Below are 20,596 nucleotides of genomic sequence, written 5' to 3' on the forward strand. Positions count from 1 at the left end.
TAAAATTACCTCCTATATCACTTATAATTAAAATTGATTTAAAAATCTCATATCGCTTTCATATAGTAATCTTATATCATCTAATTCATATTTTTGCATAACCATTCTATCTAGTCCAAATCCAAAGGCAAATCCGCTGTATACCTCTGGGTCTATTCCGCAATTTCTTAAAACATCAGGATGAACCATTCCGCAGCCTAAAATTTCAATCCACCCACTATTTTTACAAACATTACATCCCTTTCCTCCACATACAAAGCAAGTTGCATCCATTTCAGCAGAAGGTTCTGTAAATGGGAAATGATGAGGTCTAAATTTAATTTGCATTTTTTCTCCAAACATCTTTTTAATAAATAGTTCAAGGGTTCCTTTTAAGTCCGCAAATGTTATTCCTTTATCTACTACTAGCCCTTCTACTTGGTAAAATATTGGTGAGTGAGTAGCATCCACTGCGTCTGAACGATAAACCTTTCCTGGAGATATCATCTTTATTGGTGGTTTTTGATTTTCCATAGTTCTTACTTGTACTGGTGAAGTTTGAGTTCTTAAAAGCACATTTTCATTTATGTAAAAAGTATCTTGTTCCCCTCTTGCAGGGTGATTTTTAGGAATATTTAAAGCTTCAAAATTATAATAATCCTTTTCTACTTCTGGTCCCTCTTCTACAGAAAAGCCCATAGAAACAAATATGTCAACTATGCTTTCTAAAGTAAGTTGAAGAGGATTTTTCTTTCCTATAATTTGCTTTCTTCCTGGCATAGATATATCTATTACTTCACTTTTTAATCTTGCCTCTTTCTCTTTATTCTTAATGTTATTTGATGCAGCCTCAATTAAACTTTCTATATTCTCTCTTACCTCATTAGCAAGTTTTCCAACTATAGGTCTCTCTTCTGGAGACAATTTCCCCATTCCTCTTAAAATTTGAGTAAGTTCACCTTTCTTTCCCAAATACTTAACTCTAATATTTTCAAGTTCTGCTTTGCTTGAAATTTTATTAAGCTCATCCAAAGCAATTTTCTTGATTTGCTCTAATTTTTCTCTCATTTTTCTTCTCCTTTCATAACTTATATAAATAAAAAAACTCCACCCCTAAAACTTAGGGACGAAGTTATTCCGCGTTACCACCCTTATTAGCTGCAAAAACTTACAGCTCTCTTATTAAAAAGTTATCGGATTTACCGCTAACTGCTACTTTTAATTTTCACAATTAGAACTCCAGAGCGAACTTCGATATACTTCTTCTTAAAAAGGTTTCCAGCCAATGACCTTTTCTCTCTGCAAGAATTAATCTATCTACTCTCTCCATCATAGTTTATTATTCTATTATTTTAAATTATATTATATATAAACTAAATAATATTATAACCACAATAAATCAAAATTTCAAATACTTTTTTGTTTTTCTTTTTGTCTTACCGCCTCATACATCATAATACTAGCTGCTACAGCTGCATTTAAAGACTCCGCTCCTCCAGGCATAGGAATTTTCACTTTCTCATCATTTAATTCGTATAATTCCTTACTTATTCCACTTCCTTCATTGCCTACACATATTACAACCTTACCAGTCAAATCCACATCATAAAAGTTATTTTCTGTGTCCAATGAACTTACTATAATTTTAAAACCATTATTCTTTAAATCTTTTATAATTTTAAAACTATCATCTTCAATAATAGGAATGTTGAATATTGATCCCATTGTAGACCTTAAAGTTTTATCATTGTATACATCAACAGTTCCTTTAGTAACTATCACTCCTAAAGCCCCACTTGCATGAGCACTTCTAATGATAGTTCCCATGTTGCCCGGATCCTGAACTTTATCAACTAATACATAAAATCCTTCCTTATTGGTTATATTAACTTTTTTATTATTAACAACAGCTAAAATTCCCTGAGGATTTTCTGTATTGCACAGTTCTTTTAATAATGATGCCTTTATACAGTTTATTTTAGTATTATTCTGTATTAACTTCTCAATGCCAAAGTCTCTATATTTATCTAGTGCATTTTCACTTATAAAAATATATGGCACTTCAAAAGAAGACTTTAGAGCTTCTTCTACAAATCTAAAACCTTCTATAATAAATTGTCGATTTTCTACTCTATATTTTTTTTTACTTAATCTCTTTATTTCCTTGATTAGAGAATTATCTTTACTTTCAATAGTATTCACAAAGCCACCCTCTAACGCTCTATTTTACTTTCTAGTTTATTTAATTCATCTATTTCACCTATTGCTACAATGATATCTCCTTTTCCAATGGTATCTTCTGCTGAAGGAGAAACGTTAACTTCATTATTTCTTTTTAGAGCCATAACATTTATGCCATATTTAGATCTCATATTTAGTTCCTTTAGAGTTTTTCCATACCATTCTTTAGGGCTCGCAATTTCAGCTATACTATAATCTGGTGACAGTTCGATATAATCTAAAATACTTGAAGAAACCAAGTTATGAGCAACTCTAACTCCCATATCTCTCTCTGGAAATATGACTCTATCTACTCCTATCTTTTTTAAAACTCTTCCATGTAGTTCACTATTGGCCTTTGCAATAATGGTTTTAACTCCATGCTCCTTTGCCAATAGGGCTGCCATGATGCTGGCCTGAACATCTGAGCCTATGCTTATTACTGCCACATCAAAATTGCTTATTCCAAGAGTTCTAAGGCTGTTCTCATCTGTAGCATCTACCTGTACTGCATGAGTTACACTATCTGCTATATCTTGAACAGTTTCTTCATTTGAATCAATGGCTAATACATCATTACCTAAAGAATATAGAGTTTTTGCTATGGAACTTCCAAACCTTCCAAGCCCAATAACTACAAACTGCTTTCTCTTCAACTAAATCACTCCTACCCCACTAATATTTTGCCTTCTGGATATTTTATAGAGTTCCCCTTTTTTTTGCTTGATAAAGCTAAAAATAAAGTAAGTGGACCAACTCTTCCTATGTACATAGTTAAAGCTATGATTATCTTTCCCATTGCCGTAAGCTTAGAAGTAAGTCCTAAAGTAAGTCCTACTGTACCAAAAGCTGATACTACTTCATACAAAATATATTCTAAAGATGCCCCATTTTCTGTAATAGATAGTAATATTGTGTCAATTATAACAACTCCCATAGCTATAGTTGATATAGCAAAAGCTTTATACACTAATCCTTTAGTTATCCTCCTACCAAATACTGTTGTATCTTCTTTGTTCTTTATGATACATATTACGGTCATTAAAAGAATTCCTGTAGTAGTAGTCTTTATCCCTCCTGCAGTTCCCCCTGGAGATCCCCCTATAAACATTAATATCATAGTCAAAGTTATTCCTCCTAGTGTCATGCCTGAAGTGGATATAGAATTAAATCCTGCTGTTCTTGGAGAGACAGAAGCAAATAAAGAGTTTAATAACTTCCCTTTTACTGACATAGACCGCAGAGTTTCTGGATTGCTAGCTTCTAGGATAAACATAAAAAACCATCCGCCTATTAGTAAAATTAAAGTCATAGTTATTACAAGTTTAGAATGAACTGAAAGCTTTTTCACTCCCTTATAATTATATATCTCAGCCCATACCGCAAAACCTAACCCACCTATAATTATTAAAGCTGATATAGTAAGTATTATTACCGTATTATTTGCATAAGGAACTAAGCTATTTCCTATAAGATCAAATCCAGCATTGCAAAAAGCAGAAATTGAATGAAATATACTAAAATACATACCCTTCCATAATCCATATTCCGGAATAAACTTTGTAGCTAAAAATAATGCACCTACTCCTTCAACAGAAAAGGTAAATATCAAGATATATTTTGATAATTTTACAAGTCCTTGAAGCGAGAATGAGTTCATTGCTTCCTGCATTATAAGCCTTTCCTTTAAGGTAATTTTTTTTCCTAATAATAGGGCAAACAAAGTTGCAAAAGACATAAATCCTAGCCCTCCAACTTGTATTAAAAGCATAATAACTGTACTTCCAAAATAGCTCCAATGCTCAGCTGTATTTAAAGTTACTAAACCAGTAACACATACTGCTGAAGTTGCTGTAAATAAAGCATCAATAAAAGGAGTTATAGTTCTGGACTTAGACGATATTGGAAGCATAAGCAAAAAACTTCCTAATAAAATAGCAGAAAAAAAACCCAAGACTAATATCTGAACAGGAGTCAATCTTCCTTCATAATTCTTTTTCAAATTCAACACCTCTATATTGTTGGTTGAAAATTTAATATCTAAATTAGTTTTTCCTATATAATAAAATAAAATGCAGCTCTAAGGCTACATTTTATTTTAAGCGTTTAATTGTTTTTTCGCAACTTCAACTAGATCAGCAAACGCCTTTGGATCATTTATAGCAATCTCTGAAAGCATTTTTCTATTCATGTTTATTCCAGCAAGTTTAATTCCATTCATGAATCTTGAGTAAGAAAGACCATTCATTCTTGTAGCTGCATTTATTCTAGCTATCCAAAGTCTTCTAAAATCTCTTTTCTTTAACTTTCTGCCAACGTATGCAAATGCCATTGCTCTCATTACAGTTTCGTTAGCAACTTTAAATGTCTTACTTCTTCTTCCATAATATCCTTTTGCAAGCTTTAATACTTTTTTATGTTTTTTACGAGCATGCATAGCTCTTTTTACTCTAGCCATTAAATAAACCTCCTCTTGTTACCATTACCATTATAGATATGGTAGTAATTTTTTCATTACTTTTTCTTGTGCCTCAGATACAAGAGCACCTTTTCTAAGATTTCTCTTTGTTTTAGAAGATTTCTTAGTTAATATGTGGCTCTTAAAAGCTTTAGCTCTCTTAAGCTTTCCACTTCCTGTTTTCTTAAATCTCTTTGCTGCACCTCTATGACTTTTCATTTTTGGCATAATAAATTCCTCCTTTCAATTAAGCCCTTTTGGGAGCTAGTATTAAAACCATATTTCTCCCTTCAAGTTTTGCTGGCTTTTCAATAGCACAAACATCTTCTATCTTTGATACAAATAAATTTAATATTTCATTTCCTTTATAGGAATAATCAGCTTCTCTTCCTCTAAATCTTACTGTAACTTTAACTTTATCCCCATCTTGTAGAAATTTTTTTGCTCTATTGGCTTTTATTTCAATATCATGTTCTTCAATTGTTGGACTTAGTCTGATTTCTTTAATATTTACAACTTTTTGATTTTTCTTAGCTTCTTTGACTTTTTTAGTTTGCTCATATAGATACTTTCCATAATCCATTATCTTGCAAACCGGTGGAACTGCATTTGGAGATATCATTACTAAATCAAGTTCTCTTTCTTCAGCTGCCTTCAAGGCTTCTTTAATGTTTACAACACCCCACTGCTTTCCATCATCACCTATAAGCCTTACTTCTTTTTCTCTAATTTGTTCATTAATAAGACACTCTTTTTTTATATTCTTTCACCTCCGAAATAACTTTAAAGCCTTTACACATACATTTCTATATTTCTATTTTAAAGAATTATAGACTCTACTAAAATTAATTTAAAAAATAAAAAGGGACAGCCCAAAGCCGTCCCATACATTTCATAATCTAAAAGAATGCTTAATATAGCATAATGAATGTATAACCCTACTAGCAGTGCTGTAAGGTGAGAAACAGCTTAGTTTCTTCTTAACAAATAGTATTTTACTATTATTGACTCATTGTGTCAATACTTTTTTATAAAGTATTGACTCTTTTTTCTATTTTATTCATAATATCCTCTACAAAAGCATCCAAATTCATTGAACCTAGATCTCCCTCATCTCTTGACCTTACTGATAAATTATTTTCATTCATTTCCTTTTCTCCAATAATTAACATATAAGGTACTTTCTCAAGTTGAGCTTCTCTAATCTTATATCCTATTTTTTCAGCTCTTTCATCCATTTCTACTCTAATTCCCTTATCAAATAGATAATTTCTAATCTTTGTTGCATATTCAATATATTTATCTGAGATTGGAAGGATCTTAACTTGAACTGGAGCTAACCATACTGGGAATTTACCTGCATAGTGTTCAATCAATATACCTATGAATCTTTCTATACTTCCAAAGGCAACTCTATGGATCATTACAGGTCTATGCTTTTCTCCATCCTTACCTATATAAGTTAAATCAAATCTTTGAGGCATTTGCATATCTAATTGAATAGTTCCGCACTGCCATGTTCTTCCTATGCAGTCTTCTAGATGGAAGTCTATCTTAGGTCCATAGAAAGCTCCATCCCCTTCATTTATTATATAGTCAAGTCCTAAATCTTCTAAAGCCTCTCTTAATCCATTTTCAGCTCTTTCCCATTCTTCATCAGTTCCCATTGAGTCTTCTGGTCTTGTAGACAATTCCACGTGGTACTTAAATCCAAAAGTCTTATAAACTTCATCTATTAATTTTGCGACGCCTTTTATTTCATCTTTTATTTGCTCTGGAAGCATGAATATATGAGCATCATCCTGTGTGAAAGCTCTTACTCTCATAAGTCCGTGTAATGCTCCTGAAAGTTCATGTCTATGAACTCTTCCCAATTCTGCATAACGTAGTGGTAATTCTCTATAAGAGTGAATTGCTGTCTTATAAGCAAGCATACCACCTGGACAGTTCATTGGTTTTATTGCAAAATCCTGATCATCAATCTTTACTGTATACATATTGTCTTTATAGTGATCCCAGTGACCTGAGTTTTCCCAAAGATGTCTGCTTAAAATAATAGGAGTTTCTATTTCAGCATATCCAGCTTCTCTATGCAGTTCTCTCCAATAAGTTAAAAGAGCATTTTTAAGTTCAATTCCTTTAGGTAAAAATAATGGAAAACCTGGTCCTTCATCTGGAATTACAAATAGTCCTAACTCTTTTCCTAATTTTCTATGATCTCTTTTTTTAGCTTCTTCCATCATGTGAATATATTCATCTAACTCACTCTTTTTAGTGAATGCAGTTCCGTATATTCTTTGAAGCATTTTGTTATTTTCATTACCTCTCCAGTAAGCCCCTGCAACTGAAAGCAATTTTACTGCTTTAACATCTTTAGTTGAAGGAACGTGAGGTCCTGCACAAAGGTCAACAAATTCCCCTTGCTCATAGAAAGATATAACTGCATCTTCTGGCAAATCTTCAATTAATTCAACTTTATAATCTTCATTTCTTTCTTTCATAAATTTTATAGCTTCTTCTCTTGGAAGTGTAAATTTCTTTAATTGAAGATTTTCCTTAACTATATTCTCCATCTCTTTTTCAATCTTTTCTAGTATTTCTGGAGTAAAAGAAAAATCAGCATCAAAGTCATAATAAAATCCGTTGTCTATTGATGGCCCAATTGCAAGTTTTACATTAGGATACAATCTCTTTACTGCTTGAGCTAATATATGTGAAGCAGTGTGTCTTAGAGTAGCTCTTCCATCTGCATCTTCGAAAGTTAGTATTTCTAAAGCACAATCTTCATTTATTTTATCCATAAGCTCAGCCTTATTACCATTAATCTTTGCTCCTAAAGCCTTTTTTCTTAAAGAAGGACTTATTTTAGCAGCTATTTCTCCAATAGTTAATCCTTCTTCAAACTCAAGAACCTTTCCATCTTTTAATGTAATTTTAACCATAATTCTTCCTCCTTGTTCATATATTCATTTTGTTCCTTCAAAAAAATAAAAACTCATCCCAAAATGGGACGAGTAATATCGTGGTTCCACCCAAATTAACAATAGAATAGTAGCAAAATAATATTCTAAAGTCATCTTGATAATTTTAACGCTTATTAAGCGGATAATATCTACTAATTATTATATTCGATATTCAACTCAAAGGTGGTTTTCAATAGCACTTACACAGAAAATCTTTCAGCCTGCGAATTTTCCTCTCTTAGAGCAGTAAACTATTTACTCTTCCTTATCATCGTTTTTTGTATATATCTTTATTTTTAATAAGTGTATATCTTTATTTTTAATAAATTATATTATTAATAATTCTAAATGTCAACTATTTATATCTATATTTTTATGGTGTTTTTTATTTTATTGCAAATTTCACAATCATTACATACCTTCACCCTGTTTTCAAATACCTTCTTAATAGTATCTATTAATTCTTTATTTCTGCAATTATCTTCGCAGTGAATTATTATTTTTTCTGGACAATATGTTATAAGTCCACTTATGATTAAATCCTCAGTTCCAACATCACCTATATATTTAGTTTCAGATAGATCATTTAATATTTCATCCATTATGTCATTGCCATTACCGTCTTGTATATTATAGCTTCCATCCTCTTTAATAGCTATATTAACTTCACTAATTTTGCTTTCTTGAATTTCTACAAAGTACTTTAATAATTTTATAAATTCATTATATTCCTTTTCTGCCATATACTTTTCTACTACTTTATTAACTATATCTTCTAAATCTTTACGAAGCTCTTTTACTCTAAAAGTAATAAATCCCTGTAAATTAAATTCGCTATTTTCCTCAATACAGGCTTTTATCTTATCAATTATTTCATTTTTTTTATTCATACAATAAACCATATCTTCATCAGTAATTCTTTCTTCATCATTTAAAACTCTAAAACTCCTATTTGCAATTTCCTTCATTTCATCATATCTTAGAAAAAAATAAGTATCCGTTAAATAATGGTACATTTCATCTTCATAGTATTTTTTTATAACAATTTTATATAATATATTAGCTATATATAAATTAAATCTATTTTTTAATTTTATACTAAAGTCATAATCATTACAAAATATTTTAACAAAATTAAATCCAGAATTTATGCTCTCAGAAATCCCAAGGAATATATTTTTCTGCTCAAAGTATTCTTTCATGTCGCTTAAATATTCCATAATATCTTCCTTCTCATTACTGTAAACCACCGTAAACAATAACACATTACACACTCCTTCCTTGGATTAGTATGTGTTTAATTATAATGTCTATACAAAACATTAAAATATTTACATTCATTTAACATGGACATAAACTTGATACCAGTGTTATATTATATTTAAATTTAACATTATAAAGGTGATATTCATGAAAAAGATAATTATTGATTACAGGACTTCTGATGAGGAAAAAGATAATTTGTCAAAACTCAAATACCAAATTTTAGAATGTCCTCCCTGCTCAACTCTTTATCAGGCTGTTTGTGGTCATCCTGATATGCTTTTACATATTATAGATAAGCAAAATATAATTGTTCACAAAGATATGCCAGAAAGCTTTATAGAAGATTTAAAAAGCTCAGGTTTAAATGTTATTTTATCAAATTCCTCTTTATCATCCAGCTATCCTTTCGATATTATATTAAATGCTGTTAGTATATCTGGACTATTTATTCATTATACAGATTATACTGATAAAAATTTATTAGATATAGTAAGTAAAAGCAAAAAGTTAATTAAAGTAAAACAAGGATATACAAAATGCTCTACAGCTATCGTAAGTGAAAAATCTGTAATAACTAGTGATGTTCCTATTGCAAAAGCCTTAAATGAGCAAAATATAGATGTATTGCTTTTGCCTGCTGGAGATATAGAGCTTCCTGGTTTGGATTATGGATTCATAGGTGGAACTTGTGGTTTAATTGAAAAAAATATTCTGGCCTTTTATGGTGATTTAAGCTGCTATGCCTACGGAAAAGATGTCTTAAGTTTTTTAAGGAAGCACAAGGTTGAACCATTTTTCTTACGCAAAGGAAAGCTTATAGATAGAGGAAGCATACTTACACTAGGTTAGATTTTAAGTATGGAAGTTTTGATATTATATGATAAATTATGTTAAAAGGTTGTCTATGCCTAATTTTGAATCGCTAGACTTTAAACCCATATTATGGTAGAATACCTATATAGGCAATTATTTAGATACAAAAGGAGGATTCCTATGGTGAAACTTAAAAACAGGTATATATTGCTTTCTTTAATTTTTAGCCTTATACTTTTAGCCGTAGGGTTTTTAGCTGCCCTACTAATATCTAGGTATCATAATAATATAAAAATAGGAGATGCTATGTTTTTTATAGGTCTTGGAATTACTGCTGTAGGAGCTCTTACAATGCTTAATGGAAACCCATCTGGAGCGGACATATCTAAAATGGGATATAATGCCTCCCAATATGACGTATTCTACAATCTTGAATCCTTAAAAGCTTTAAGAAAATCAACTGATTATGTTAAAAACTTTAAAGAGAATTTAATCATAAAGCTTACTTTTAGCGGACTCACCATGACCTTGGGTGGAATACTTATAGTGTTGTTTAGCGCACTTTTAAATATGTAATTCCAATTAGTAAAAATCAAATGTTTAGTGATTAAAATCTAGAGATTCCATTTCATAGTATTTGCTGTAATCTTTATAGTTTCTAAGGTTCTAACACATAAAAAAACCTTAACATATGTTAAGGTTTTTTTATTGGAGGCGCCACCCAGATTTGAACTGGGGAATCAGAGTTTTGCAGACTCGTGCCTTACCACTTGGCTATAGCGCCACATATTAAATTTTAAAATCTTATAGCATTAAATAAACATTTATTAAATCCGCTGGTAACTAGCTTATCCTAGTTTCTAATTAAAAACCCTAATTTCTTTTCATTAAGATTTTTGGAGGCGCCACCCAGATTTGAACTGGGGAATCAGAGTTTTGCAGACTCATGCCTTACCACTTGGCTATAGCGCCTCATTGGAGCGGAAGACGAGATTCGAACTCGCGACGTTCACCTTGGCAAGGTGACGCTCTACCACTGAGCCACTCCCGCTTATTGGTGGCTGGACCAGGAATCGAACCAGGGACACGAGGATTTTCAGTCCTCTGCTCTACCGACTGAGCTATCCAGCCATGATTAAAGTTATATTGGCGACCCAGAAGGGGCTCGAACCCTCGACCTCCGGCGTGACAGGCCGGCACTCTAACCAACTGAGCCACTGGGCCATATATAAAAACTTTAATCATTAGTGGTGGGCACAACAGGGTTCGAACCTGTGACCCCCTGCTTGTAAGGCAGGTGCTCTCCCAGCTGAGCTATGCGCCCACATCATATTTTTATCATCGCTATCAGCGACAATAATTATTATATACACTTTTTTAATTCTTGTCAAGAAGTTTTTTTATCATTTACTCCTTAAGACTTTTGTTTCTTTGCTCATGTCCTGAGCGCATTAATATAATATAAAATCTATTGACCAATGTCAACAACTTAAAAAATAACTATGGGAAAATAGCTATATTTTTCTTTAATATATTCTATTTTCCTCATACTTTCTCATAACAGAATAAACTTAAATTTGTTCTAATAGTTTTCCTATTTCATCATGAGTGAATTTATAGGAAGTATTACAAAAGTGACATTTTATTTCTTCTGTTTTTCCTTCTTCATATATTTCTTTCAAGTCTTTTTTCCCTATACTTATAAGAGCTCTTTCTACCTTTTCCTTAGAACAATCACATTTATATGTTGGCTCCATTTCTTCTACTATCTTTAAATCCATATCATCAAATAAAAAATTTATCATATCGTATATAGTTTTTCCTTCACTAAAAAACTTAGTTATATGTCCTAAATCTTGTAATCTATAGGTTATTAAATCTGCCAGCATATCATCAGCTCCTGGCATCAATTGAATTATTATTCCTCCTGCTTCCTTTATACTCAAATCCTTATCCACCAACACTCCTAGTCCAACTGCAGTTGGTGTTTGTTCTGAAACTGTGAAATAGTATGCTATGTCATCCCCTATTTCTCCTGTATATATAGGCACCTGACCTACATACGGATCCTTAAGTCCAAAATCTCTTATTACAACTAATCCTCCATTTTTACCTACAATCCCACTTACATCTAACTTTCCTAAATCATTTGCAGGTAAATCTGCAGAAGGATTTCCTATATATCCTTTGACATGGGCATCTGCATAGCTTGTAACTACAATTCCTTTTGCTATTCCGCCGCCATCAATCTTTAGTGTGATTACATCCTTATCAGATTTTAACATAGATCCCATTAAAGTCCCTGCTATCAGCATTCTTCCAAGCGCAGCTGCTGCAGTTGGAGCACAATTATGCAATCTAACTCCCTCGTTTACTAGATCTTTTGTTGATGCTGCTATAATTCTAACCTGTCCATCTTTAGCTATTGCTTTTATTAATTTATCTCCCATTATGAAATTACCTCCTATTTTTACTAATTACGTAAACAATTCTTTCTGTGTCCTCTTTTATGTTTTCACTTTCATAATTATCTAACTTTTTTAAAACAGTAAATCCTATATCATTTAATATTTTATCTAAAAAGCTCATTTTATAAGCTCTTTCACTATGCTCTTCATCAAACCTTCTGTAAAATTCTCCTTCTTTTATGAAAAAAGTAAGGTACATGTCTACAATATCATCTTCTAGAACATTCTCCCATATATATACTACATCACCATCATCATAATTATATAGGTTATTTCCTAAAATTTTAGTCAATTTATAATATGAATTTATATCAAATACAAAGATTCCATCTTCATGTAAATGCTCATATACAGATCGAAAATATTTCATCAATTCTTCATCGCTTAATATGTAATTTGTTGAATCCAAAACACAAGTTATTAAGTCAAATTTTTTGTTTAATTTCAGTTCAACTATATTTTGACATACAAATTTTGCTTTTATCTTTTCACATCTTATTTTATCTTCAGCTTCGGTGAGCATTTCTTGAGACATGTCTACTGCCCAAGTATGTTTAAATTCCTTTCCTAGTTCTTTTGTCATGTTTCCAGTTCCGCAGGCTAGATCTAAATAATCCTCCTTTTTTATATTATATTCATTACATATATTAAGTAAAATTTTTGCCCATCTTTTATAGTCTACATCTGCATATATCAGTTTATCATAAATATGTGCAAATTCTTTATAACATTCCAATATTGCTCCCCCCCTCGCTTTTAGGCTATCCAATATTTATAATTCTTTTTAGTACTTGATTAATATAATATTTTTTATGTTAAAAATCAACAGAAATAAGTTATCATAAAGTGATTTATGTACTTATTCTATTTTCTTTGTAGCATCATCTTCCATTTCTTGTATAATATCATTCTTCGGTATTTTCAATTCTCTTTTCCTTTTGGTCATTATTCCTCCTATTCTTCCAGTCTCTTCTGCTGTAAGCCCACCCCAGCCATATTTATCTACTTTATCTTTCAATCCTAGTTCATCGGCTATTTCATATTTTATTTTTTCTCTCAACTTTTCTAATTCTGTTAATTCTCTATTAGATTTTAATTTAGATTTTATAACCTTTTTTAAAGGTGTCTTCCCCATTTATATTCCTCCCATTTAAGTATAAATTAATAATATTATTTTCCACCTATCCAAAACTTTTATACCTTAAAGAGGATTTTGTTAATATATTAATTTTTTATCATATTGTTTACAGACTGCATATTATGATTAGTGTAAAAATCATTGTTTTTTATATAGCTTAAGTTGTATAATTATAATTAATATATTTGAAATTGAAATTGGACTAATTGATAAATTAATTCTAGGAGGATTTATTATGAAATACAATGTTGCTGTAGTAGGTGCTACCGGTATGGTAGGAAACAAATTTATTGAAGTCCTAGCTGAAAGAAATTTTCCAGTAGATAATCTATATTTATTTGCTTCTAAAAAATCAGCAGGCAAAATACTTAAATTTAAAGATATGGATTATATCGTAGAAGAACTTAAGGAAGAAAACATAAAAAATAAAAAAATAGATTTTGCACTTTTTTCTGCTGGAGCAACTGTAAGCTCGGAATATGCTCCGATTTTTGCAAAATATGGAGCTGTGGTTATCGATAACAGCAGTGCATGGAGGATGAATCCTGAAGTTCCTCTAGTTGTTCCTGAAGTAAATCCAGAAGATATTAAACTTCACAAAGGTATAATAGCCAACCCAAACTGCTCAACAATACAAGCTGTTGTAGCCTTAAAACCTTTATATGATAAGTACGGTATAAAGAGAATAGTATATTCCACTTATCAAGCAGTTTCTGGTGCTGGTGTCGGCGGATTTACAGATTTAAAAGAGGGATATAAAGGAAACCCACCTAAAAAGTTCCCATATCCTATAGCTGGAAATGTACTTCCTCATATAGATGTATTCCTTGATAATGGATATACTAAGGAAGAAATGAAAATGATAGATGAAACTAGAAAAATTCTTCACGATAAAAATTTAAGAATAACCGCTACTACTGTTAGAGTTCCTGTATTCTATGGACATAGTGAAAGTATTAACGTAGAATTGGAAAAGCCTTTTGAAATTGACGATATTTTCTCATTATATAAAAATTCAGAAGGTATAATATTAAAAGATGACGTTAAAAACTTAGAATATCCTCTTCCTATTGAAGCTGAAGGTCATGATGAAGTTTATGTTGGAAGAATACGTAGAGACTTCAGCTTGGAAAATGGATTAAATCTTTGGGTAGTTGCTGATAATATAAGAAAAGGTGCCGCTTCAAACGCTATTCAAATTGCAGAACACATGATTGTCAATGATTAATAATTAATCTTTAGGAGGATTTAAAATGAGTCTATTTAAAGGATCTGGAGTTGCCTTAGTAACTCCTTTTAAAAACGGAAGAGTTGACTTTGAGAAACTTGAACAACTTTTAAACTGGCATGTTGAATCTAAGACCGATGCTATTATTATCTGTGGCACTACCGGTGAAGCTTCAACTATGACCGAAAATGAAAGAAAGGAAACTATTAAGTTTACAGTAGATGTTATAAATAAGAGAATTCCTGTAATAGCTGGTACTGGAAGCAATAGCACAGCTGCTGCTATAAGCATGTCAAGATGGGCTGAAAGCATAGGCGTGGATGGATTATTGGTTATAACTCCTTATTATAATAAAACGACTCAAAAAGGCCTATTTGAGCATTTCAAAGCCATTAATGATAGTGTTAATACTCCTATAATAATATACAACGTTCCTTCTAGAACAGGACTTAACATGTCTCCAAAGACTCTATTAAAGCTGTGCGAACTTAAAAATATTACAGCTATAAAAGAAGCCAGCGGAAATATAAGCCAGATTGCAGAAATGAAGGCATTGTGCAGAGATAAAATAGATATTTATTCAGGAAACGATGACCAAATCATTCCTATACTATCTCTTGGTGGAATTGGTGTAATATCTGTGCTTGCTAATATCTATCCAAAGGAAACTCATGACATGTGTGAATTGTATATGAATGGTAAACAAGATGAAGCTCTTAAACTTCAACTTGATCTGTTACCTGTTATTAATGCTCTATTTATCGAAACAAACCCTATACCTGTAAAAACTGCTATGAATTTAAAAGGAATGGAAGTTGGTGAATTGAGACTTCCTCTATGCAGTATGGAAGAAGCTAATTTAAACGTATTAAAATCATCATTAGAAAATTACCATAAGCTATCAAAGGGGGAATAATCCCATGACAAGGATTATATTAAATGGATGCTGCGGAAAAATGGGAAAAGTTATTTCTCAAAGCTCGCTAAACTTTCCAAATTTAAAAATTGCAGCTGGTATAGATAAACTTGGTGAAAATTCACCACAGTATCCTGTATTTAAAAATATTGAGGAGTGTAATGTAGAAGCAGATGTAGTTTTAGATTTTTCAAGACCTGATGCCTTAAATTCTCTTTTAAATTACTGCAAAAATAAAAACTTGCCTCTAGTACTATGCACTACTGGGTATAGTGAAGAAGAACTAAATCTAATTCAGGAAGCCAGTAAAGAAATACCTGTATTTCGTTCAGCAAATATGTCCATAGGTATAAATTTAATAAATAATATATTAAAAGATATAAGCGCTATGCTTTATGAAAACTATGATATAGAAATAGTTGAAAAACATCATAATCAAAAGATAGATGCTCCAAGTGGAACTGCTCTTCTTTTAGCTAATACAATAAAAAATGCTATACCGGAAGAAACAGTATTTAACCAAGGTAGAAGTGGAATAGCAAAACGTGAGCACAATGAAATAGGTATTCATGCAGTTCGCGGCGGCAGCATAGTAGGAGAGCATGAAGTCATCTTTGCAGGAGCTGGAGAAATTATAGAATTTAAACACACCGCTCTATCTCGTGAAGTGTTTGCTATAGGAGCTCTTAAAGCATGTGAATACATGTGCGGAAAAGGAATAGGAATGTACTCTATGGATAATGTCATAAAAGGCAATTAAGGAGTATAACAGCCTAAGAGTTTAGAAAAAAATAAAAAGGCAATCAGCATTTTTACGCTGATTGTCTTTTTATTATTTTACTTATTATTTTACCAAGTGGCATGCCACAAAGTGTCCTTCTTTTACTTCTTTTAGTTCTGGTCTTTCACTTCTACACTTTTCAGTAGCATGTGGGCAACGATCAACAAATTTACATCCTGGTGGAGGGTCTATAGGACTTGGAACCTCTCCTTCTAATGGAATACGATTTTTACTTCTTTGTAAATCCGGATCAGGTATTGGGATAGCTGATAGCAACGCTTTTGTATATGGATGCATTGGATTTTCGTATAATTCATCGCTTTCAGCAAGCTCCGCCATAGCGCCAAGATACATAACAGCAACACGATCTGAAATATATCTAACCATAGATAAATCGTGAGCTATAAATAAATAAGTTAACCCGTATTGTTTTTGAAGGTCTTGAAGCAAGTTTACAACCTGAGCCTGTACAGAAACATCTAGAGCTGAAATAGGCTCATCACAAACAATAAAATCTGGATTTAAAGCTAATGCTCTAGCAATACCTATTCTCTGTCTTTGACCACCACTAAATTCATGTGGAAAACGGTTAGCATGTTCTCTATTTAGACCAACTAGCTCTAAAAGTTCATATATACGTTCTTGTCTTTTCTCACCTTTTAAAAGCCCATGAATATCTATTCCTTCAGCTATTATATCTCCTACAAGCATTCTTGGATTTAAAGAAGCATAAGGATCTTGAAAAATCATCTGAGCCTTTTTATTAAATTCCTTTTTATCTCTAGCACTCATCTTATGAACATTCTTACCGTCAAACTCAACTATTCCATCTGTTGCCTTATAAATATTTAAAATAGTCCTTCCTGTAGTTGATTTACCACATCCCGATTCTCCTACAAGTCCTAGAGTTTCTCCTTTATATATATCAAAGCTAACATCGTCAATAGCTTTTAGAAAGACTCCCTTATCAACTTCAAAGTACTTTTTTAAGTTTCGAACTTTAACTAATACTTGTTTTTCACTATTTGTATTACTCATTACTCCATTATGCCTCCTTCCTCTTTAGTTTTGTCTTTATCAGACTTAATAATAGGAGATTCTACTTTAGGTGCATCTGGATGATTTAACCAGCATGCTGATTCATGATTTTCTCCAATATTAAACATAGGAGGCATTTGCTCTCTACATATTTTCATAGCGTACTCACATCTATCTGCAAATGGACATCCTTTTGGTGGTGCAAATAAATCTGGAGGAGTACCTTCGATAGATGATAATCTTTCCTGTTTCTTATCTATATCTAGTCTAGGAACTGAGTTTAAAAGTCCCCAAGTATATGGATGTCTAGATTTATAGAATATATCATCTACGCTACCTCTTTCTACAATCTTTCCTCCATACATAACCATAATTCTTTGTGCTATATCTGCAACAACTCCTAAATCGTGAGTAATCATGATTATAGAAGTATTTATCTTCTTTTGAAGTTTTTTCATAACATCCAAAATCTGAGCTTGTATAGTAACATCTAAAGCAGTTGTAGGTTCGTCAGCTATTAAAAGCTTAGGATTACATACTAGTGCTACTGCAATCATAGCACGCTGACGCATACCACCAGAAAATTGATGAGGATATTCTTCAAATCTCTTTTCTGGATTTGGAATTTGAACTAATTTTAACATTTCTATAGCTCTCTTTTTAGCTTCTTCATCTGAAACATTTTGATGCTTCTTAAGTCCTTCCATAATTTGTTTTCCAACAGTCATGGTTGGATTTAATGAAGTCATAGGGTCCTGGAAAATCATACTGATTTTCTTTCCCCTGATTTTTGTCATTTCCTTCTCTGATTTCTTAACTATATCTTCTCCATCAAATATTATCTCTCCACCTTTAATCATTGCTGGTGGCTCTGGATTTAATCTCATTATTGTCTTTGATGTAACTGATTTTCCACAACCAGACTCTCCTACTATAGCAATAGTTTCTCCTTCGTATAAATCAAAGGATACTCCACGTACTGATTGTACTTCACCAGCATAAGTTTTAAAGGAAACCTCCAAATTTTTTACATCTAGTATCTTCTTCTTCACTCTATTTCACTCCCTACGTTCTTAGTTTAGGATCTAGTGCGTCTCTTAAACCGTCTCCAAGTATGTTGAATGCCAACATTGTTAAACTAAGTGCTAATGCTGGTACTAAGAGCTGCTGCGGATATTGAGTAAATACCTTAGCTCCGTCATTAACTAATGATCCCCATGATGCCATAGGTGCTGGTATACCTAGTCCTATAAAGCTTAAAAATGCTTCTGAGAATATCATTTTTGGAATCATCATTGTCATATTAACTATAATAGGTCCCATTGTATTTGGAATTAAGTGCTTAAATATAATTCTCTTAGGGTCTGCGCCTAAAACTTCTGCAGCTATAACATATTCTGAATTCTTTAGTCTTAAGACTTCTCCACGAACAATCATAGCAGTTTGCATCCATCCTGTAGCCGCCAGAACTATTATTATTGGTCCAAGACCAGGTTTCATAACTGTAAGAAGTAATATTATATATAACAGGTCTGGTACAACCATTATTATCTCTACAAAACGCATCATCAGAATATCAACATTTCCTCCTAGATATCCTGCAACTCCTCCATAGATAATACCAATAAATATAGTTATAAATACTGCTACAAAGGCTATTAAGAAAGATGTTCTGCCACCTTTCCAAAGACGAGTAAATAAATCTCTACCGAACTCATCTGTTCCAAACCAATATTGCTTATTAAACCATTTATCTCCTTTAGTCTCAACGACTAAGTTGTTTCCACTTTTTTTGAATTTAACTCCTCTAAAATCAGGATCCTGATTTAGCATTTCTTCTGATTTAGCATTTAGCTTATCCACAACACTTTTCCAGTTGTCATTTGCATCTACTTTTATTGCTAAAGAAAATTCCTTTTTGTCTCCTTGATAAGAAGATTCTGATTTGTTTCCAATTTTGAATTCTAAATCTCCTGTACCTTTAAATTGTACATTTCTAAATACAATCTTTGTCTTTCTTAGGTTAGGTTTATAAGTCTTATATTTAAAAACCTGATTTTTTATTACCGCTATACTTCTTTGATTAGTCATTATAGAAGTTTGATTTTGGTTAGCTAAACTTTGTCTACGATAATCATGTCCTTGTACTTTGGCTGAAATAATCGGACCAATTAAAGACATTACGATTAAAACTACCAAAATCCAGAAGGAAATAATGGCAGGTTTATTTTTCTTAAGCCTTCTCATGGCATCTTCTAAATAAGACATGCTTGGACGCTTAATTGATTGGGCTTCTTCTAAATTTTTACCTACGTGCTCGAACATTGATTTATCTATCTTTTCCATACTGCCTATTTTCCTCCTTTTCCTGAAATTCTAAGTCTTGGATCTATAAATCCATATGCTATATCTACTACTAATACTGCTAAAATAATCAACACAGCATAAAAAATTGTAATGCCCATGATCATTGAATAATCTTGCTCTAATATGGAGCTAACAAAAGCCCCTCCAAGTCCTGCTACTGCGAAAACCTGTTCTATAACTATAGAACCAGTAATTATACCTGCAAATAATGGTCCAAGCACAGTTACAACTGGCATTATGGCATTTCTAATTACGTGTTTCCATACTATTTGTGTTTTATTAAGTCCTTTTGCTTTTGCAGTTTGAATATAATCTTGACCTAAAACTTCTAATGTTGTTGTACGCATAAGTCTTGATATAAAAGCTAGAGTTCCAAGGCCTAAAGTAAGAGATGGTAATAAAAGAGATATCTGAGTATTATCCACTGTTACTGGAAGCCATCCTAGATTAACTCCAAAAGTATATGCAAGGAATGGTCCCATAACTATACTCGGTACCGATACCCCTATAATAGCTATGAATATTACAAAATAGTCTAATATTTTTTCATGATTTAAAGCTGCAATTATACCAAACATTAAACCGATCACAACTGCAAATACCATAGCTCTCCAGCCTATTGCAAAAGATTTTGGAAAACCTTCTGCTATAATCTGGTTTACAGATCTTCCAGGATATTTTATTGATGTTCCTAAATCACCTTTTATTAAATTACTCATGTATATACCGTATTGTTCAATTATAGGTTTGTCCAATCCATATTTATGTGTTAAAGCTTCTTTTACTGCTGGCGACATTTTAGGATTATGGAATGGATCACCTGGAAGTGCTTTCATAAGCCCAAAAGTTAGGGTTGCTATTACCCAAATGGTTACGATAGCATAACATATACGTTTAAAAATGTATTTTAACACACTACCTTCCTCCTATTTTCCTTTGTTATTATATATTATGACTTATA

21 protein-coding genes, 6 tRNA genes and 2 other annotated features are annotated in these 20,596 nt (G+C 32.0%); of the genes, 5 read left to right on the plus strand and 22 right to left on the minus strand.

All coding sequences use genetic code 11. From position 1 onward, the window contains the following. Positions 1-27 precede the first annotated feature (27 nt). The 9 genes from pheS to ytxC all read right to left on the minus strand — a co-directional run bounded on the left by pheS (position 28) and on the right by ytxC (position 8,885). Positions 28-1,047: a phenylalanine--tRNA ligase subunit alpha gene (pheS, locus tag ACFWTK_RS11965; protein ID WP_415876204.1), complete on the minus strand. Its 1,020-nt coding sequence runs from the start codon at positions 1,045-1,047 to the stop codon at positions 28-30. 51 nt (positions 1,048-1,098) lie between these two features. Next, positions 1,099-1,321 (minus strand) — a binding site (T-box leader). A 65-nt stretch (positions 1,322-1,386) separates the two neighbouring features. Next, a complete protein-coding gene (locus ACFWTK_RS11970; RefSeq protein ID WP_415876205.1) occupies positions 1,387-2,181 on the minus strand; it encodes a TrmH family RNA methyltransferase in 795 nt (264 codons plus the stop codon). Positions 2,182-2,192: 11 nt separating this feature from the next. Beyond that, a complete protein-coding gene (locus ACFWTK_RS11975) occupies positions 2,193-2,855 on the minus strand; it encodes a potassium channel family protein (RefSeq protein WP_415876206.1) in 663 nt (220 codons plus the stop codon). Between the two features lie 11 nt (positions 2,856-2,866). Then, a complete protein-coding gene (locus ACFWTK_RS11980; protein WP_415876207.1) occupies positions 2,867-4,210 on the minus strand; it encodes a TrkH family potassium uptake protein in 1,344 nt (447 codons plus the stop codon). Between the two features lie 87 nt (positions 4,211-4,297). After that, entirely contained in the window at positions 4,298-4,657 is a 360-nt protein-coding gene (gene rplT, locus ACFWTK_RS11985) for a 50S ribosomal protein L20 (RefSeq protein ID WP_415876208.1), read from the minus strand. Positions 4,658-4,687: 30 nt separating this feature from the next. After that, positions 4,688-4,885 carry a 50S ribosomal protein L35 gene (gene rpmI, locus ACFWTK_RS11990; RefSeq protein ID WP_061857079.1) on the minus strand — a complete coding sequence of 66 codons (198 nt, stop codon included), beginning with the start codon at positions 4,883-4,885 and terminating at the stop codon, positions 4,688-4,690. A gap of 19 nt (positions 4,886-4,904) precedes the next feature. Continuing rightward, a complete protein-coding gene (infC, locus tag ACFWTK_RS11995; protein ID WP_415876246.1) occupies positions 4,905-5,417 on the minus strand; it encodes a translation initiation factor IF-3 in 513 nt (170 codons plus the stop codon). A gap of 268 nt (positions 5,418-5,685) precedes the next feature. Further along, a complete protein-coding gene (thrS, locus tag ACFWTK_RS12000) occupies positions 5,686-7,599 on the minus strand; it encodes a threonine--tRNA ligase (RefSeq protein ID WP_415876209.1) in 1,914 nt (637 codons plus the stop codon). 61 nt (positions 7,600-7,660) lie between these two features. Continuing rightward, positions 7,661-7,901 (minus strand) — a binding site (T-box leader). An 84-nt stretch (positions 7,902-7,985) separates the two neighbouring features. Then, complete coding sequence (gene ytxC / locus ACFWTK_RS12005; RefSeq protein WP_415876210.1) at positions 7,986-8,885, minus strand: putative sporulation protein YtxC; 900 nt, start codon at positions 8,883-8,885, stop codon at positions 7,986-7,988. Positions 8,886-9,030: 145 nt separating this feature from the next. Here ytxC and ACFWTK_RS12010 point away from each other — a divergent pair, with 145 nt between their 5' ends. Further along, positions 9,031-9,735, plus strand: a complete 705-nt coding sequence (locus tag ACFWTK_RS12010) for a DUF6873 family GME fold protein (protein ID WP_415876211.1) — start codon at positions 9,031-9,033, stop codon at positions 9,733-9,735. Between the two features lie 144 nt (positions 9,736-9,879). Further along, positions 9,880-10,275, plus strand: a complete 396-nt coding sequence (locus tag ACFWTK_RS12015; RefSeq protein WP_415876212.1) for a hypothetical protein — start codon at positions 9,880-9,882, stop codon at positions 10,273-10,275. Positions 10,276-10,408: 133 nt separating this feature from the next. Here ACFWTK_RS12015 and ACFWTK_RS12020 read toward each other — a convergent pair. The 9 genes from ACFWTK_RS12020 to ACFWTK_RS12060 form a co-directional block, all read right to left on the minus strand. Continuing rightward, a tRNA-Cys gene (locus ACFWTK_RS12020) sits at positions 10,409-10,483 on the minus strand. Positions 10,484-10,596: 113 nt separating this feature from the next. Next, positions 10,597-10,671 (minus strand) — tRNA-Cys (locus ACFWTK_RS12025). Between the two features lie 4 nt (positions 10,672-10,675). Continuing rightward, positions 10,676-10,750: transfer RNA gene (locus tag ACFWTK_RS12030), tRNA-Gly, on the minus strand. Between the two features lie 4 nt (positions 10,751-10,754). Further along, a tRNA-Phe gene (locus ACFWTK_RS12035) sits at positions 10,755-10,830 on the minus strand. Between the two features lie 16 nt (positions 10,831-10,846). Next, positions 10,847-10,923: transfer RNA gene (locus ACFWTK_RS12040), tRNA-Asp, on the minus strand. A gap of 24 nt (positions 10,924-10,947) precedes the next feature. Continuing rightward, positions 10,948-11,023: transfer RNA gene (locus ACFWTK_RS12045), tRNA-Val, on the minus strand. A 247-nt stretch (positions 11,024-11,270) separates the two neighbouring features. Further along, complete coding sequence (gene hslO, locus ACFWTK_RS12050; protein ID WP_415876213.1) at positions 11,271-12,149, minus strand: Hsp33 family molecular chaperone HslO; 879 nt, start codon at positions 12,147-12,149, stop codon at positions 11,271-11,273. Positions 12,150-12,156: 7 nt separating this feature from the next. Beyond that, the gene (locus tag ACFWTK_RS12055; RefSeq protein WP_415876214.1) at positions 12,157-12,903 is read right to left on the minus strand and encodes a class I SAM-dependent DNA methyltransferase; all 747 of its coding nucleotides are present in this window, start codon (positions 12,901-12,903) and stop codon (positions 12,157-12,159) included. A 123-nt stretch (positions 12,904-13,026) separates the two neighbouring features. After that, entirely contained in the window at positions 13,027-13,302 is a 276-nt protein-coding gene (locus ACFWTK_RS12060) for a small, acid-soluble spore protein, alpha/beta type (protein WP_061857087.1), read from the minus strand. A gap of 238 nt (positions 13,303-13,540) precedes the next feature. On the opposite strand from ACFWTK_RS12060, the gene ACFWTK_RS12065 reads away from it, so the two are divergent. Genes ACFWTK_RS12065 through dapB form a run of 3 tightly spaced genes read left to right on the plus strand, consistent with a single transcriptional unit; the run spans position 13,541 to position 16,209 of the window. Next, complete coding sequence (locus ACFWTK_RS12065) at positions 13,541-14,533, plus strand: aspartate-semialdehyde dehydrogenase (RefSeq protein WP_415876215.1); 993 nt, start codon at positions 13,541-13,543, stop codon at positions 14,531-14,533. A 25-nt stretch (positions 14,534-14,558) separates the two neighbouring features. Further along, the gene (dapA, locus tag ACFWTK_RS12070) at positions 14,559-15,449 is read left to right on the plus strand and encodes a 4-hydroxy-tetrahydrodipicolinate synthase (protein ID WP_415876216.1); all 891 of its coding nucleotides are present in this window, start codon (positions 14,559-14,561) and stop codon (positions 15,447-15,449) included. A 4-nt stretch (positions 15,450-15,453) separates the two neighbouring features. Further along, positions 15,454-16,209 (plus strand): 4-hydroxy-tetrahydrodipicolinate reductase, encoded by a 756-nt coding sequence (gene dapB / locus ACFWTK_RS12075; RefSeq protein ID WP_415876217.1) that lies wholly within the window; start codon positions 15,454-15,456, stop codon positions 16,207-16,209. Between the two features lie 84 nt (positions 16,210-16,293). Here the strand turns inward: dapB and ACFWTK_RS12080 are convergent, their stop codons facing one another. The 4 genes from ACFWTK_RS12080 to ACFWTK_RS12095 are packed head-to-tail and all read right to left on the minus strand — an operon-like array spanning position 16,294 to position 20,549. Then, positions 16,294-17,268, minus strand: coding sequence for an ABC transporter ATP-binding protein (locus ACFWTK_RS12080; protein WP_415876218.1), 975 nt, complete (start codon positions 17,266-17,268; stop codon positions 16,294-16,296). Then, complete coding sequence (locus ACFWTK_RS12085; protein WP_415876219.1) at positions 17,268-18,320, minus strand: ABC transporter ATP-binding protein; 1,053 nt, start codon at positions 18,318-18,320, stop codon at positions 17,268-17,270. Before ACFWTK_RS12085 ends, ACFWTK_RS12080 begins: the two co-directional genes overlap by 1 nt. A gap of 13 nt (positions 18,321-18,333) precedes the next feature. Continuing rightward, positions 18,334-19,614, minus strand: coding sequence for an ABC transporter permease (locus ACFWTK_RS12090; protein ID WP_415876220.1), 1,281 nt, complete (start codon positions 19,612-19,614; stop codon positions 18,334-18,336). 5 nt (positions 19,615-19,619) lie between these two features. Next, positions 19,620-20,549, minus strand: a complete 930-nt coding sequence (locus ACFWTK_RS12095; protein ID WP_415876221.1) for an ABC transporter permease — start codon at positions 20,547-20,549, stop codon at positions 19,620-19,622. Positions 20,550-20,596: the final 47 nt, after the last annotated feature.

The organism is Clostridium sp., from assembly GCF_047777555.1.
Taxonomy (GTDB): domain Bacteria; phylum Bacillota; class Clostridia; order Clostridiales; family Clostridiaceae; genus Clostridium_H.

Excerpts from the sequence above, each read along its gene's own strand:
- pheS (WP_415876204.1), bottom strand. The coding sequence starts at position 1,047 with ATGAGAGAAAAATTAGAGCAAATCAAGAAAATTGCTTTGGATGAGCTT.
- rplT (WP_415876208.1), bottom strand. The coding sequence starts at position 4,657 with ATGGCTAGAGTAAAAAGAGCTATGCATGCTCGTAAAAAACATAAAAAA.
- rpmI (WP_061857079.1), bottom strand. The coding sequence starts at position 4,885 with ATGCCAAAAATGAAAAGTCATAGAGGTGCAGCAAAGAGATTTAAGAAA.
- thrS (WP_415876209.1), bottom strand. The coding sequence starts at position 7,599 with ATGGTTAAAATTACATTAAAAGATGGAAAGGTTCTTGAGTTTGAAGAA.
- ACFWTK_RS12010 (WP_415876211.1), top strand. The coding sequence starts at position 9,031 with ATGAAAAAGATAATTATTGATTACAGGACTTCTGATGAGGAAAAAGAT.
- ACFWTK_RS12015 (WP_415876212.1), top strand. The coding sequence starts at position 9,880 with ATGGTGAAACTTAAAAACAGGTATATATTGCTTTCTTTAATTTTTAGC.
- hslO (WP_415876213.1), bottom strand. The coding sequence starts at position 12,149 with ATGGGAGATAAATTAATAAAAGCAATAGCTAAAGATGGACAGGTTAGA.
- ACFWTK_RS12060 (WP_061857087.1), bottom strand. The coding sequence starts at position 13,302 with ATGGGGAAGACACCTTTAAAAAAGGTTATAAAATCTAAATTAAAATCT.
- ACFWTK_RS12065 (WP_415876215.1), top strand. The coding sequence starts at position 13,541 with ATGAAATACAATGTTGCTGTAGTAGGTGCTACCGGTATGGTAGGAAAC.
- dapA (WP_415876216.1), top strand. The coding sequence starts at position 14,559 with ATGAGTCTATTTAAAGGATCTGGAGTTGCCTTAGTAACTCCTTTTAAA.
- dapB (WP_415876217.1), top strand. The coding sequence starts at position 15,454 with ATGACAAGGATTATATTAAATGGATGCTGCGGAAAAATGGGAAAAGTT.
- ACFWTK_RS12080 (WP_415876218.1), bottom strand. The coding sequence starts at position 17,268 with ATGAGTAATACAAATAGTGAAAAACAAGTATTAGTTAAAGTTCGAAAC.
- ACFWTK_RS12090 (WP_415876220.1), bottom strand. The coding sequence starts at position 19,614 with ATGGAAAAGATAGATAAATCAATGTTCGAGCACGTAGGTAAAAATTTA.